The organism is Kolteria novifilia (genome assembly GCA_007748055.1).
GTDB lineage: Bacteria > Planctomycetota > Planctomycetia > Kolteriales > Kolteriaceae > Kolteria > Kolteria novifilia.
Window position 1 is genome coordinate 3,215,271 of the sequence record CP036279.1, and the last position, 14,465, is coordinate 3,229,735.

The 14,465-nt window shown below is 62.2% G+C and carries 14 protein-coding genes; 9 read left to right on the plus strand and 5 right to left on the minus strand.

Translation table 11 applies throughout. From position 1 onward, the window contains the following. Positions 1–96 precede the first annotated feature (96 nt). Both Pan216_RS11785 and Pan216_RS11790 read left to right on the plus strand, forming a co-directional pair. A complete protein-coding gene (locus Pan216_RS11785; protein ID WP_419193552.1) occupies positions 97–906 on the plus strand; it encodes an inositol monophosphatase family protein in 810 nt (269 codons plus the stop codon). Between the two features lie 244 nt (positions 907–1,150). Then, positions 1,151–2,575 (plus strand): sulfatase family protein, encoded by a 1,425-nt coding sequence (locus Pan216_RS11790; protein WP_145258186.1) that lies wholly within the window; start codon positions 1,151–1,153, stop codon positions 2,573–2,575. Between the two features lie 229 nt (positions 2,576–2,804). Here Pan216_RS11790 and Pan216_RS11795 read toward each other — a convergent pair whose 3' ends face one another. From Pan216_RS11795 to Pan216_RS11805, 3 genes are all read right to left on the minus strand, one after another. Further along, positions 2,805–3,146: a hypothetical protein gene (locus Pan216_RS11795; RefSeq protein ID WP_145258187.1), complete on the minus strand. Its 342-nt coding sequence runs from the start codon at positions 3,144–3,146 to the stop codon at positions 2,805–2,807. A 351-nt stretch (positions 3,147–3,497) separates the two neighbouring features. After that, the gene (locus tag Pan216_RS11800) at positions 3,498–3,971 is read right to left on the minus strand and encodes a hypothetical protein (protein ID WP_145258188.1); all 474 of its coding nucleotides are present in this window, start codon (positions 3,969–3,971) and stop codon (positions 3,498–3,500) included. Positions 3,972–4,155: 184 nt separating this feature from the next. Continuing rightward, positions 4,156–5,640, minus strand: a complete 1,485-nt coding sequence (locus tag Pan216_RS11805; protein ID WP_145258189.1) for a sulfatase — start codon at positions 5,638–5,640, stop codon at positions 4,156–4,158. Between the two features lie 276 nt (positions 5,641–5,916). On the opposite strand from Pan216_RS11805, the gene Pan216_RS11810 reads away from it, so the two are divergent. From Pan216_RS11810 to Pan216_RS11835, 6 genes are all read left to right on the plus strand, one after another. Continuing rightward, positions 5,917–7,152, plus strand: a complete 1,236-nt coding sequence (locus tag Pan216_RS11810) for an RNA polymerase sigma factor (RefSeq protein ID WP_145258190.1) — start codon at positions 5,917–5,919, stop codon at positions 7,150–7,152. 134 nt (positions 7,153–7,286) lie between these two features. Next, positions 7,287–7,754 (plus strand): VOC family protein, encoded by a 468-nt coding sequence (locus Pan216_RS11815; protein WP_145258191.1) that lies wholly within the window; start codon positions 7,287–7,289, stop codon positions 7,752–7,754. Between the two features lie 505 nt (positions 7,755–8,259). Next, the gene (locus tag Pan216_RS11820) at positions 8,260–8,625 is read left to right on the plus strand and encodes a YciI family protein (protein ID WP_145258192.1); all 366 of its coding nucleotides are present in this window, start codon (positions 8,260–8,262) and stop codon (positions 8,623–8,625) included. 297 nt (positions 8,626–8,922) lie between these two features. Further along, the gene (locus Pan216_RS11825; RefSeq protein WP_145258193.1) at positions 8,923–9,732 is read left to right on the plus strand and encodes an MBL fold metallo-hydrolase; all 810 of its coding nucleotides are present in this window, start codon (positions 8,923–8,925) and stop codon (positions 9,730–9,732) included. Next, a complete protein-coding gene (locus tag Pan216_RS11830; RefSeq protein WP_145258194.1) occupies positions 9,708–10,058 on the plus strand; it encodes an ArsR/SmtB family transcription factor in 351 nt (116 codons plus the stop codon). The genes Pan216_RS11825 and Pan216_RS11830 overlap by 25 nt, the downstream gene beginning before the upstream one ends. Beyond that, positions 10,042–10,533 carry an SRPBCC family protein gene (locus Pan216_RS11835; RefSeq protein ID WP_145258195.1) on the plus strand — a complete coding sequence of 164 codons (492 nt, stop codon included), beginning with the start codon at positions 10,042–10,044 and terminating at the stop codon, positions 10,531–10,533. Before Pan216_RS11830 ends, Pan216_RS11835 begins: the two co-directional genes overlap by 17 nt. A 339-nt stretch (positions 10,534–10,872) precedes the next feature. Here Pan216_RS11835 and Pan216_RS11840 read toward each other — a convergent pair whose 3' ends face one another. Together Pan216_RS11840 and Pan216_RS11845 are read right to left on the minus strand one after the other, a co-directional pair. Then, entirely contained in the window at positions 10,873–11,787 is a 915-nt protein-coding gene (locus Pan216_RS11840) for an SMP-30/gluconolactonase/LRE family protein (protein WP_419193553.1), read from the minus strand. Between the two features lie 205 nt (positions 11,788–11,992). Next, positions 11,993–13,435 (minus strand): hypothetical protein, encoded by a 1,443-nt coding sequence (locus Pan216_RS11845; RefSeq protein WP_419193554.1) that lies wholly within the window; start codon positions 13,433–13,435, stop codon positions 11,993–11,995. A 423-nt stretch (positions 13,436–13,858) separates the two neighbouring features. On the opposite strand from Pan216_RS11845, the gene Pan216_RS11850 reads away from it, so the two are divergent. Continuing rightward, a complete protein-coding gene (locus tag Pan216_RS11850) occupies positions 13,859–14,413 on the plus strand; it encodes a cysteine hydrolase family protein (protein WP_145258197.1) in 555 nt (184 codons plus the stop codon). The last annotated feature ends 52 nt before the right edge of the window (positions 14,414–14,465 follow it).

The window sequence follows — 14,465 nt, forward strand, 5'->3', positions numbered from 1 at the left end:
GCCACTGGTCGTTATAATGGCCGCACCACAATTGAGAAGTTCCCGGAGCCAGCGCGGTCGCTCTCGCCGATCGGCTCGTACCCAACGAAGGATATCATGGTGGATCAAGAACGAGAAGAGTACCTGTCATTCGCGATGAAACTCGCCCGCGCCGCGGAACGCAAGATCATGCCGCACTTTCGTCGCTGCGCGGTCAGTATCAAGCCCGACGGTACCGAAGTGACCGCGGCCGATCGCGAGGCGGAGGAGGCCATTCGCGAACGCTTGGTCGATCGCTACCCCGACCATGACATCCTGGGCGAGGAGTTCGGGCAGGGAGGGATCGCGGGCGCCGCGCGGCAATGGCTGGTCGACCCGCTCGACGGGACCGCCTCCTTCACCCTCGGGATTCCTCTCTTCGGAACTCTCATCGCGTTGCTCGAGGAGGGCGATCCCGTCGTCGGGGTGATCCACATGCCCGCGATCAAGGAGACGCTCTTCGCCGCTCGTGGCGGTGGCTGCTGGTATCAGGAGGGCGACCAAGAGCCGGTGCGCGTCCGCGTCGATCCGGTGACGAGTCTCGACGAAGCCTACGTGGCGACAGGGGGGCTGCACGGGTCGGAGGTCGAGCACGAAGAGGGGCAACCTCCCTACAAGATTCTCGATCTGGTTCGCGCCGCCAGTCGTTTCCGATTCGTGACCGACTGCCTGCAACACGGCTTGGTGTGCCGGGGCCGACTTCACGTCGCCGTCGATACGCTGATGGCGCCTTGGGATATCGGGGCGCTGGTTCCATGCGTCGAGGAAGCGGGCGGCATTGTTTCGAACTTGACCGGCCAGCGGGAGAACGTCGCCTTTGGCGGCAGTCTCATTTCCTCCGCCAGTCAAGAACTGCACGAACAGGCCCTCAAGACTCTCCAGCCGTAGTCTCCTGATCGCCTGATTCGTCGCGAAGAGGTTTCTCAGGTGTCATGCCCACGTCTTCGTGGGGATGCGGTATCCGTCTATCATTCGGACACTTGCTCACAAACGTGGGCATGGCGCAGAAGAGACTTGTTGGCAATGAATGTTCCAACCGGAGCTTCACCCAACCCGAAGCCCGAGGACGCGAATCGTCTCGTCCTCTCGTGCCCACCCACCGGTCGTTGTTCACCCCCTTGGGAGACCCACCATGAAATCCCTTGCGATCACGCTGCTATGCTCCGTCATCTGGTTTCTCGCGCCGACAACCACATGGGCGGGCGAGGCGAAGCCGAACATTCTTCTGCTGGTCAGCGACGATCAGCGTCCCGACACCATCGGCGCTCTCGGCAACGACGCGATCGAAACGCCGAACCTCGACCGACTCGTACGGGAGGGAACCTCCTTCACCCGCGCGGTCTGCGCCAACCCGATCTGCACGCCAAGTCGCGCCGAGATCCTCACCGGATGCGATGGGTTCACCAACGGAACGCTCGACTTTGGTCGCAAGATCAACCCCGACCTGACGACCTTCCCCGAGGCGATGGTTCGCGACGGCTACCACGCGTGGTACGTCGGCAAGTGGCACAACAACGACCGCCCCAAGGACCACGGCTACGAGGAGAGTCGGGGTCTCTTCGGCAGCGGGGGCGGGAAGTGGTGGAAGGACCAAGTCGATTGGAAGGGCCGTCCGATCACCGGCTATCGCGGCTGGATCTTTCAAGACGACGACCGAACCAAGCACCCCGAACTTGGTGTCGGGCTCACCCCGAACATCAGCTCTCACTTCGCCGACGCCGCCATCGAGTTGATCGGACGCGAACGGGAGAAACCCTTCTTCCTCCACGTCAACTTCACGGCGCCGCACGATCCGCTGATCATGCCTCCCGGCTACGCCGACCGCTATCCGCCGGAGTCGATGGCGTTGCCGAAGAACTTTCTCCCCCGGCATCCGTTCGATCACGGCAACTTCGACGGCCGCGACGAACAGCTACTTCCCTGGCCGAGAACGAAGGCGGGAGTCAAGGATGAGCTAGCGATGTACTACCGCGTCATCAGCCACCTCGACGCCCAAGTCGGACGCATTTTGAACGAACTCGACCGGCGCGGCGAGTCCGACAACACGATCGTGCTCTACACGAGCGATCACGGTTTGGCGGTCGGCAGTCACGGGCTTCGCGGCAAGCAAAATATGTACGAGCACACGATCGGCGTGCCGTTGATCGTTCGCGGCCCCGGCATCCCCAAGGGCGAACGGCGCGACGCCCAGGTCTACTTGCGCGACATCTACCCAACGTGCTGCGAGCTGACGGGAGCGGCGATCCCCGCATCGGTCAACGGTCGCTCGTTCGCGGCGGTCTTCGCCGACAAGGAGAAGGAGATTCATCCGCACGTCTTCGGCTACTTTCGCGACGCGCAGCGCATGATTCGCGACGATCGGTGGAAGTTGATCCACTATCCGAAGATCGACCGCGTCCAACTCTTCGATCTCGTCCATGACCCGAACGAGTTGCGCGACCTATCGGATGATCCCCGACACGCCAAGACCCGTGCCCGCCTCAAGGCGCAACTCCACGAGTGGCAGCATCAGGTCAAGGATCCCGTCTTGGCACAGACCAACGCGACGAAGGATTGAGCCGTGCAGGGTGGGTCTTGATCTGCCCTACTTGGCTAGCTGGCCGATCGAGGAGGAGCCGTCACTTCGGCTTGTCTTCCGACCAGAAGTGAAGTTCCGCTTGGAGATGGTAGTGGCCTGGGTGGCGTGCCCACGCTCGCCGTGGGCATGCGGGGAACGCCTGAGATTGGGCAAACTGCCGCACGATCAGAGGGGCGATAATTCATGAACGAACTTGCCCATCAGGGCACTAGCGATCGTCTTCAACGCGGTCGATGTTTTGCCGAAGGCACAGCCAATAAGCAAACTCCTTGTCTGGACCGGCCGCCGTATCAATCGCTGCCAATGCTCGTTCGACTCGACCCTCTACTGACCCGTTCCATGCGATGAACTCGACGTGCTCTGGCGAAGACAGCTTTGCTTCACCAACATCAACGCTGCCGGAAGAGAGAAGATTCGTCAGCATGTTCCTGATTTGACCATGTAGCTGGTCAGATGCCGTTGCAGATTTCTGTAAGCACTGAACGACAAGTCCGTGGCTGACCATGTCGTCGTTGAGCATATCGAGAATTGAAACAGTTGCGTCCGCCACTTCTTAATGTGAACCTTTACGGTTTTGCCGTCAGGAAGAGTAGTGTCAAGTGTCGCACCACCGCTCCTTGAGCCGGGGCGGTGGCGAATGGTGGTTCTATCCGGCAGTGTTATGCGGCTCTACTCGGTTTTGTGTGGGTAGAGTGCGAGTCCGGCGCGGTGGCCAACAGCCCGTTGATCTACTCGCTGCCAGATGCGAACGGCTCTCTTGACCAATCTCGGCGTTGTAGAACCTCGACGAATCTAGGGATTCGCCTGCGATTTGCCTCCTTGATCGTGGCCAACATCGCTCGTTCTCGCCTTGGCCCGTTTTGATCAACGGACTGATAGCTGGCCGATCGAGGAGGAGCCGTCACTTCGGCTTGTCTTCCGACCAGAAGTGAAGTTCCGCTTGGAGATGGTAGTGGCCGGGCGGAAAGATGTGGTAGCGCGGAAAGACTCTCTTGCTGGCGGCGTCGCGCAGACGGAATCGTTCCGTCGCCACCCCCACCAGTTCGGCCGGGACGGCATTGGTCATGAGGATTTCGGCGATCGGCCCATCGTGTCGCGAGAGGAGATGAATGAGCTGCTTCTCGCGGTGACTGATCCGAAAGTCGAGAAACTGTTTTCCGTGGACGTTGACGGGGCCGACACTGATTTGCGATCCATGGGTGTTCTTAACATCGATGCCGGGCAGCACTTCATTGCTGAAGTCGAAGACGAGCCGAATCGGACGTCCGCGATTGAGTGCGTCCGACGGTCCGCCAAGGATCAACGCGGTCAGGCCCAGGACGAGGCCGACCAACACGAGCATGCAGACGTACCAGAGAAACTGAGCGATTCGCATGCTCTCGTCCTTGATGCCCCAATGACCGACAGGAATCGCGACCCTCGTCGCGCCTTCTCCGATGGTAGCCAGCCGTGAGATTTCGGCAACTGGGCTCGGGGCGCCTTCTCGGCGAGGCGGTCGGGGCCAGGCTCTCCCAACCGTCACGAAACGCACAACAGGCGTCGCGACCCGTTCTCCCTGGTCACTCGGGCAGGGCGTCGCGCCAACCCGCCTTCAACTCCCCGGAAAGCTGGGCCACGACCGGAGCGAGTTCGGGACGCTTGGCCAGGTTGGTATTCTCGTCCGGGTCGTTCTCGAGGTCATAGAGTTCCCGGCCGACGAGCTTCCTGTCCTTGAGCATCCTCCATTCGACGAGCCGGTAGCGGTCGGTGCGGATCGCTCGCCCCAGGCAGCGTCCCTTGCCCTTGATGTTCCGGGGGTAGAGGTGAAACGCCGCCTTCTTCCAAGAGCGATTGGGATCGTCCAGCAACGGGCGAAAGCTCACTCCCTCAAGTCCCTCGGGCGTCGAGAGGCCGCAGACGTCGCTGAGCGTCGGAAAGACATCGACGAACTCGACGAGGGCGTCCGACTTGGCGCCGGCGTTCTTCTGGCCGGGCACGGAGATGATCAGCGGCACACGGGCGGCCACTTCGTAGTTGGTGTGCTTGCACCAGAAGCCGTGCTCGCCGAGTTGCCAGCCATGATCGCCCCAGAGGATGACGACGGTGTCGTCACGCAGTCCCAGTCGATCGAGTTCGTTCAGCAGCCGACCGACCAGAGCGTCGACGTAGCTGGTCGCCGCCCAGTAGCCATGGATCGCGGTCCGGGCTTGCTCCTCGCTGAGCGGCCCCTTTTTCGGCATGCCGTAGTATTTGCGTAGCTCACCCCAACTCGTGTGCGCCACCTTGGGCGAGCCCTTGGGGGGATGGGGATTGTCGGCGAGTTCGATCTTCTCAGGATCGTAGAGGTCCCAATACTTCTTCGGCGCGACGAAGGGGAGGTGGGGATTGAGGAAGCCGACCGCGAGAAAGAAGGGCTCGTCCTTGTGCTCGCGGAGGATCTTGATCGCCCGCTCGCAGAAATCGCCGTCGGTCAGCAGCTCGTCGGCGACGTCGGGGGCTTCCCAAGGAAGGCCGCGCGGGTTAATGCGCGGATCCTTGAGGTCGATCCCCTTGGCCTTGGCCTCACGGCGCAGGCGAGCCAAGAGCTTCCTCCCCTCGGGACCAAAGCGAGACGCTCGCTTGAACTTCTCCCGCACGCTCCAGGAGAGAGCGTCATCCTTGTTGCCGTGGCCGGTGTGATAGATCTTGCCGATTCCTTGCGAGTGGTAGCCGTTCTCCTTGAAGTGTTGGGCGACGGTGACGGCGTTCGGCCTTTTGTCGCGGAAGTAGGTGGGCAAATCCATTACCCCCGTCGACTCGGGACGAAGCGCCGTCATCAGCGACGCCCGCGAGGGGTTGCAGACCGCCTGCTGGCAGTAGGCGCGTGTGAAGAGAGTGCCTTGACTCGCCAAGCGGTCGATGTTCGGCGTCTTGACAACCGGGTGACCGTAGCATCCCAGTTCGGGCCGGAGATCGTCGACGGCGATAAAGAGAACGTTGAGCGGTTTCTGGTTCTCGGCCCGGGAGCTTCCCGCGAGAGCAAGGCCTAGCAAACCGGCGAAAAGGGCGAATCGAACTTGTGTCATGATCGGGAGGATTCCTTCCTGGGAGCCCGTGATGGCTCTTACGTGGCGGTTGCCGTGGGTGGTTCGCGGGACGATCCCCTATCGTCGCTTGGCGACATGCAAGAATCAATGGTCGGGACGAGGAGGGTGACGCATCGATGTTCACCCTTTGGTGCAGTATAGTAATGCGTTAGGCGAACGCTCGGCCTCTCGGAAGTCGGTTCCGACGTCGGGTGGGAAGTTGGATCGACAGCCCGTTCGCACCTCGGAGCCTTGAAAGGATAACACTCGGTCACCATGCCTGACCTTCACGCTGTTGTCGACGACCTCTACCAGACCGAAGGACGGCGCGTCTTTGCGTCGCTGGTTCGGCTCGTGGGGGATTTCGACCTTGCTGAGGAGGTGATGCATGAGGCGTTCGCCGCGGCGCTGGAACAGTGGGAAACGGAGGGGGTTCCGAAGAACCCCAGGGCGTGGCTCGTCTCCTCGGGGCGATTCAAGGCGATCGACACCATGCGGCGCCGCTCGCGCTTCGATGCCTCGCTCGCCGAGGTCGCCAAGCGCCAGGAGTCGACGGCCGCCGAGGACGAGGTCTGGGATGAAGCCGAGTTTCGCGATGACCAGTTGCGGCTGATCTTCACCTGCTGTCACCCGGCGCTCGCCCCCAATACCCAAGTCGCCCTGACGCTGCGCGAGGTGTGTGGCTTGACGACGGAGGAAGTCGCTCGCTCCTTCCTGGTGTCGCCGGCGACGATCGCCCAACGTATCGTGCGAGGCAAAGCGAAGATCCGCGACGCCGGCATTCCCTACGAGGTTCCCTCCGTGGCCGATCTTCCCGAACGGATCGAGTCGCTGCTCTCGGTGATCTACCTCGTCTTTAATGAGGGCTACTCCGCCTCCTCGGGGGAGTCGGTCACGCGCCGCGATCTCTCCGGGGAGGCCATCCGGCTCGGTCGGATCTTGGTCGACCTGCTGCCCGATCCCGAAGTGATGGGCTTGCTCGGGTTGATGTTGCTGCACGAGTCGCGACGAGAGGCCCGCATGACGAGCGAAGGGGATCTCGTCCTGCTCGAGGATCAAGATCGGTCGCGGTGGGATGCGGACCACATCGCGGAAGGGCGGGAGCTTGTCGAGCGGGCACTGCGATCGGGGCGTTTCGGGATCTACACCCTGCAGGCCGCGATCGCCGCGGTTCACTCGGAGGCCGCGACCGCCGACGAGACCGACTGGAGGCAGATCGTCGTTCTCTACGACCTCGTCTTGCGCTCGTCCCCCAGTCCGGTCGTGGAACTCAACCGGGCGGTCGCGATCGCGATGCGCGACGGCCCCGAAGCCGGTCTCAAACGAATCGAGGCGATCCTCGCTCGGGGCGACTTGACGGACTACCACCTGGCGCATGCCGCCCGAGGCGATCTTTGCCGCCGCCTCGGCCGGACCTCGGAAGCGAGAGCCGGCTACGAGCGGGCCCTCTCGCTGACTCGGCAGGAACCGGAACGCCGTTTTCTCCAACGGCGTCTTTCGCAGCTCTCCTGAACTTTTTCGATGAGTCTGTCGATTCCTCGGTCCCACGCTCGACTATCGGGTAGAGGGCGACGACAAGCCATGCGGCGGCCGACAAAAGTCGATGTTCGACCGGGATTCCATCCTGTCAGAAAGGACGCAATGACATGAAGTTCACGCAGAAGATCACGCCATTTCTCTCGTTCCGAGACCAAGCGGAGGAGGCGGCGAAGCACTACGTCTCGATTCTACCCGATTCCGAGCTAGGGCCGATCGCGAAAGATCCGCGCACCGGGAAGGTGTTGACCGTCGAGTTCACGCTCGCGGGCACCAACTTCGTGGCCCTCAACGTCGGGGAAGATTGGCCCTTCACCGACGCGATCTCGTTCTCCATCGGCTGCGACACCCAAGAGGAGATCGACACCTATTGGGAGAAGCTCACCGAGGGAGGCAAGGAGGTTCAGTGCGGCTGGCTCAAGGACAAGTTCGGCGTCTCCTGGCAGGTCGTCCCGAACATGATGGCCAAGATCCTCGCCACCGCGGACGCCGACACGGTCGGGCGCGTGATGGGCGTGATGATGACGATGGTCAAGCTCGAGATCGAACCCCTTCAGCGAGCGTACGAGAACGCCTGAAGGGGGGAGTGGGGGGCCACGAGGAAGGTCGGCCGGCGTGCGTGTCAGGCTGGTCGGTCGAAGCCTGAATGACAGCCTCTAGGCTTCTCCTCTCCCCGTGGGAGAGTCAGCCTATTGTTCCCCTCTCCCTGTGGGAGAGTCAGCCTATTGTTCTCCTCTCCCTGTGGGAGAGTCAGCCTCTTGTTCCCCTCTCCCTGTGGGAGAGTCAGCCTATTGTTCTCCTCTCCCTGTGGGAGAGTCAGCCTCTTGTTCCCCTCTCCCTGTGGGAGAGTCAGCCTATTGTTCCCCTCAGCCCTGTGGGAGAGGGGTTAGGGGTGAGGGGGTTCGTCTTCGCGAATCACCCGAGGTTGCCGAGCCGGAATCTCCCTCACCCGGCTCACGACGTTCGCCGACCTCTCCCCAAGGAGAGGTTGGGAATTCTTGACACGCAGAGGTAGATCGGCCACGTCGGACTTCTGGTTGGCGTGGGAAGAGGGTTGATGGTCGAACATGGGGAGGTTCCGCGGTGAAATACATGCTGCTCATCTATGGGGCGGAGGATGCCTGGACGGAAGAGGAACGGCGCGACTGCATGGAGGAATCGACGCGGCTCTGTCACGAGATGAACGAGAAGAAGAAGTTCCTCGGGGCCTCGCCGCTCTATCCGGTGACGACGGCGACGAGCGTCCGCGTTCGGGAGGGGAAACGACTCGTCACCGATGGTCCCTTCGCGGAGACGAGCGAGCAACTCGGCGGCTACTACCTGCTCGACGTCGAGCACCTCGACGAGGCGATCGCCTACGCGAGCCGCATCCCCGGCGCGAAGAAGGGGACCGTCGAGATCCGTCCCATCATCGAACTAGACAACCTTCCCGAGGTGGCCAAGACCTAGGCTCCGTCTCAAAAGTCGGCTCTGGCTTCGGCTGGCTGCGTCGGCGCGGGACTTTGTCGGGCTGCATCGACGAATCCAGTGGATTCGCCTGCTTCGCCCTCCTCGTCCCGCACCAACTCGCTGAGCCTCGGACCAACGATCAACTTTTGAGACGAAGCCTAGTCCGATCCCGACGTCGGCGTCACGTTCTTGTCGCCGCGTTGCCCGTTACCATTGACGGTCAGTCTGGCGCCCTGTATTTTACCATGTGGTTATTTAGCTAGTTGGTTAAATGGATCGTCCAACACGGGAGGCCTGATGGAAACGGACAGCGGCGATTCGACGATGATCCACCACCTCATCGGGGGGACGTTGCACGCTCCCCCCAACCCCCGCGCCGGGTGCCATTGCCTAGTGCTTCAACACGGCGGCAAGCTCGCGCTCGTCGACACCGGGATCGGGCTCCGTGACGTCGCCGAACCCGAGAAGAGGATCGGGGAAGAGACGATCAGGCTCGAGGGCTTCCAGTTCCACGAAGAGGAGACGATCCTCCGGCAACTCGAGCGCCAGGGCTTTCGCGCCGACGACGTGACCGACATCGTCCTGACGCATGCCGACCCGGACCACACCGGCGGGCTCGCCGACTTTCCCGAGGCGCGGGTCCATCTCTCGAGAGAGGAGCATGTGAGCCTTGCGAGGGGTCGCGTCCGCTACGCGCCGGCGCACTTCGATCACGGGCCGAGTTGGCAACTGCACGGACCGAGTCGGGAGCGATGGTTGGGCTTGGAAGCGCGGTCGATCGCTCTTGGCAACGGCGTCGACGTGCTCCTTGTCCCACTGTTCGGGCACACGTTGGGGCACTGCGGTGTCGCGGTGAGGGAGGGCGAACGATGGCTGCTGCACGTTGGGGACGCGTACTACCTCCGCGTCGAACTCGACCGAGACGACCATCCGGTCGGTCAACTCGCGGCGCTTCGCGCCGACGACGACGCGCGGCGCCGGGCCTCCTTGGCACAACTCAGGCGACTGGCGCGTGACCACGCGGGGGAGGTCGACTGTTGCGGCTACCACGACCTCGATGAGCTGGCACGATGGAGTTCCCCGTGGCGAACGACGACCTCAGTTTGACCTTCTCGGCCCTCGCCGATCCGACCCGCCGGGCGATCCTTTCGCGGTTGGCGTCGGGAGAGCGGACGGTGGGGGAATTGGCCGAGCCCTTCGACATGACGGCCCCGGCGATCACGAAACACCTGAAGGTGTTGCAACGGGCGGGACTGATCGAGCGCGGACGCAAGGCGCAGTGGCGGCCGTGTCGTCTGAAGGCGGAGCCGCTCAAGGACGCGTCCGATTGGATCGCGCAGTATCGGAAGTATTGGGAAGAGAGTTTTGATCGGTTGGATGGTTACTTGCAGGAACTTCAAGCGGAAGGGAAGAAGGATGACAAACAACGCTAACGTCAGCGCTGAGTCGACGCCCGAACTCGTCGTGACCCGCACGTTCGATGCTCCCCGGGAGCTTGTTTGGAAGGCCTGGACCGAGCGGGAGCACCTGCTGCGCTGGTCGTGTCCGAAGGACTTCGCGGTCACTTACGCGGAGGGGGATCTTCGGCCTGGCGGCGAATGGAAGAGTGGGATGCTCGCTCCCGATGGCAGGGAGTTTCACGTGCGCGGCGAGTATCGTGCGATCGAGCCTCCCGAGCGACTCGTCTTCACGCACGTCTGGGTGGAGGAGGAAGGCCCGCCGCCGCGCGAGACGGTGGTGGTCGTCTCGCTCCGTGAGGAAGAGGGCAAGACGATCATGACCTTTGAGCAGAGCGGTTTCCGTTCGCAGGCCTCGCGCGACTCGCATCGCGACGGTTGGGGCGAGGCGTTCGCGAACCTCGAGGCGCATCTTGGTCAGCACGGACGAGCGATCGCGATGACTTGCTAGCGGGCGGCTAGTGCGTTGGTGGATCCAAGAGTTCGGTTGGCACTGGCTGCTGGTCCGCCAGTGAGAAGTCATCGTCGATTCACACCCGAAATCTAGCCGGGTGCCATGCCCATGCTTGCGTGGGCATGCGAAGAAAACCATGCTTGCGTGGGCATGCGAAGAAAACCATGCTTGCGTGGGCATGCGAAGAAAACCATGCTTGCGTGGGCATGCGAAGAAAACCATGCTTGCGTGGGCATGCGAAGAAAACCATGCTTGCGTGGGCATGCGAAGAAAACCATGCTTGCGTGGGCATGGCACCGAAAATTCTCTTGGACGATGAACGAACCACTCAGGCTGCTAGCCGGCGAACCTCGGCTCGGGGAGTCCTTGAACGCCGAGGCCGTGGATCGCGAAGAGGCTCCCCGGTCGAGGATGGCGCGCGAGCTCCTCGTCGGTGACGAAGGCCTGTTGGGAGGTGACGTAGAGCGTTCGATGATCGTCGCCGCCGAAGGTGACGCACGTGGGACTCGGGATGGGCATGGTGATCTCCCGATCGACGCGGCCCTTCGGGTCGAGACGGATGATCTTGCCGCCAAGGTTCAGCGCAAACCAGTAGCAGCCGTCGGTGTCGACGGTGGCGCCGTCGACGATGGCCCGTTCCCGGTCCTTCAGGGAGTGGAATTCGTGGCGGTTGCTCAGCTCCCCATCGTCGAGGTCGAAGTCGAAGACGTAGATCATGCCTCCCTTCGTATCGCCAAAGTACATCCGCTTGTCATCGGGGCTGAAGGCGATCCCGTTGGAACAGATGAACTGGAAGTCGTCGACGACCGCTCGACAGCTCCGATCGGGATCGAGCCGGTAAAGGCGTCCAGACTTGTTCTTGAGGCGCGAGTCCATGGTGCCGCACCAGTAGCGGCCCCGACGATCGATCTTGCCGTCGTTGAGACGGAGGTGATGACGGCCGATCTCGACGTCGACGAGTCGCTCGTAGTGGCGCTCGTCGAGGTCGATCCCGACGAACCCGGAGTTGGTGCCCGCGATGATCCCGCCTTTCGAGCGGAAGGCGAAGGAACCGACCTGTTCGGGCATCTCCCAGCTTGCCGTCTCTTTTGTTCCCACGTCGAACCGGCGGATCGAGGGTCGGCGACCATTGCCGAGGTCGATCGCGGGACCGACGTGATCCGACCAGTAGAGGGCGTGCTCTTCTTCCACCCAAATGGGCGACTCGCCGAGACCGTCGTCACACTCCCACAGGCATTCGATCTCGATCATCGCGGCTCCCATCCAGGTGGTGGAATCAAGACGATGGTGTCCTGATTGGCAAGTTCGTTTCATCAAATCACGGCCCCCGGATCGTTCGGAAGATTGCCGAATCACAGGCGTTTCCCGCATGCCCACCCAAGCGTGGGCATGGCACCCAAGCGATCGTTTGGCAATGATTTGACCAATTCAAGAAGCTAGCTCTCTCTGTCCGATCTCACCTAGGTGCGGACGATCCGACGAGGTCGGGATCATCCAGGTCCAAGCGATAGAGAACCTGGTTGTAGTCGTGTCGAGGCGTCGCTTCGTTCGCTTGGGAAAAGGTCTTCGTGTACGTGCCTTCGAAGAGCAACACGGGCGAGTCCTCGTTGGTGAACTCGGGATGAATCCTGGGATTGTAGAAGGTGTAGTGCTGGTGGGTCACGACGTTGACGGCATCCCTCCACGGACCGGTCGGCGCGTCGGCTTCGGCGTACCAGATCTCGCCGAGCAACGACGGCTTGCCGTACATCTGAGTGAAGATCGCCACCCACTTCCGGCGATACGCGTTCCACGCGATGCAACCGCGGTGCGGCTTGACTTGCTCGGTGCCGTCGCGGGAGATGACCGTCCCTTGAGGTTCCAGCGCTTGCCAACGCGACGGATCGCTCCAGTCCTCGAAGGTCGCTCGGCATTTCAGGGCCGGGAAGGGATCGCCGAAGAGCATCCACTCCGCACCGGCGTCGTCCTTCCAGGAGACGGGATGCCCCCTCGGGCAGGGCGGCGATTTGGGGACTCCGCGCGACTTCGTCCAAAGAGTCCGCTCCTTCTCGAAGAGCGATCGATCGTCATTCCAGACACAAAGGCCGACTTCGTACTCCTCGAGCGGCGGACGAATCTTCGAGTAGGTCGCCACGAGATGATGGGCGCCGCTGGCGTCGGGAAGGCTCGCGTAGCCGGACAGCCAGGTCGGACCACTGCCCGCGATCGGCGCGACGCCGCGGGGACGGCCCTTCTCGTCGACGACGTAGTCGTAGTGCAGGCGAATGGGAGGTTCGAAGTGCTTCAGCGGTTTGAGGGACGTGGTGGCCCCGGTCATGTCGAAGATGCCGAGCGGGTAGTGAGGGACGGTGGTGTCGCCCCAGTTCCAGTAGAGCTTTCCCTGATGCGCCACGGTCTGAACCGAATCGCAACCGAGGACACCCTGATCGCGCCAGTCCTTCTCCAGACCCAACTTTTGGCTCTCGCCGAAGAGGCCGCCGCCGGTGATCCGTCCCAAGCGCTTCGCGGGGAGCTGGCGATGAACGTTCACCGTGAGCCGTTCGCCCGGACGCGGTGTCAGCCGGACGCCGCGCTGGCCAAAGCCATCGGCCGTGACGCCGTAGCCATGCCCTTCGACGGTGAACCAGGTCTCTTGGTTCATCAGTTCGGGCAGGTCGAAAGCGATTCTCCCCGCGTTGTCGGTGACGAAGCGGACGTGATGGGTTGTCCTGAGTTCGACCAGCGGCACCGGCCATCCGTTGCTCTCGTCGACGACGTCGATACGGCAGGGTTCGAGGGCAAGGGCCTCACGCTGACTTGGGGCTGTCAGTGAGACGACGAGAAGGAGGAGCCAGCCCAGCGATCGACGCTGGGAGATGGTTTGGACAGCGGGACGCGCGAACGCTCGAGGGAGCGACATCGAACGACTCCTGGAATTAAGAGGTGGCCCAGAGCAGTCTACCCCGGACCCGAAGGCACTGCACGCGGTTCGTCGAGAAAGTGGCCGTTGCGACGTTGGCACTTGGACCACACCCTTCCCGGAGAGCGGTCGCGGGAAGAGCTTCGAGTCCATATGCTGTTGATCGACTCTTTGAACAGTTCCGAGGGAGTTCAGACTCTTGTGCCACGAAGAGGCGGTGGTCGGTAGCTTGCGGCACTCGCCACGGGTATCCATCGCCATCCCGATTGACGAGCCATCGGGGCCACTCTCGAGTGAGTTTGCCAAAAATGGTGGGGCAAGACCCACCCTACGGGCGAACGATAAGGCGATCATCAAGGCGATTGCCCGGCGAGCGGATCAATCAGGGTATGATCACCTCAACCGAAGAAGGGATTCGAGAACATGACGACCGCACTCATCCTCGTTGACATTCAGAACGATTACTTCGCTGGGGGGAAGATGGAACTCGTGGGCACGGACACAGCGGCGGCCAACGCGGCGACGCTCTTGACGGCCGCCCGCGAGCATGAGGTTCGCCTGTTTCACATCCAGCACCTTTGGGAAGATCCCTCGGCCCCCTTCTTCGTCGCGGGGACGCCTGGAGCCGAGATCCACGAGATGGTTCGGCCGCTCGACGGGGAAGCGGTGATTAAGAAGGGCTTCCCCAACAGTTTTCAACAGACCAGTCTTTGCGATGACCTCAAGGAAGCCGATGTTCAGCGACTGGTCATCTGTGGCGCGATGAGTCACATGTGCATCGATGCCACGACGCGCGCCGCGGCTGACTTCGGCTTCGAGTGCGTGGTCGCCCATGATGCCTGCGCGACCCGCGACTTGGAATTTGGTGGATCGAGGATCTCCGCGGACAAGGTTCACGGCTCCTTCATGGCCGCCCTCGCGTTCGCCTACGCCAAGGTCGTTCCCACGGGCGACGCCCGCGACCAGCTTGTCGGCTAGATACTCCAACGGCTCTTGGGTACCAAGGTGAAACGCTTCTGTGCGCACGTCA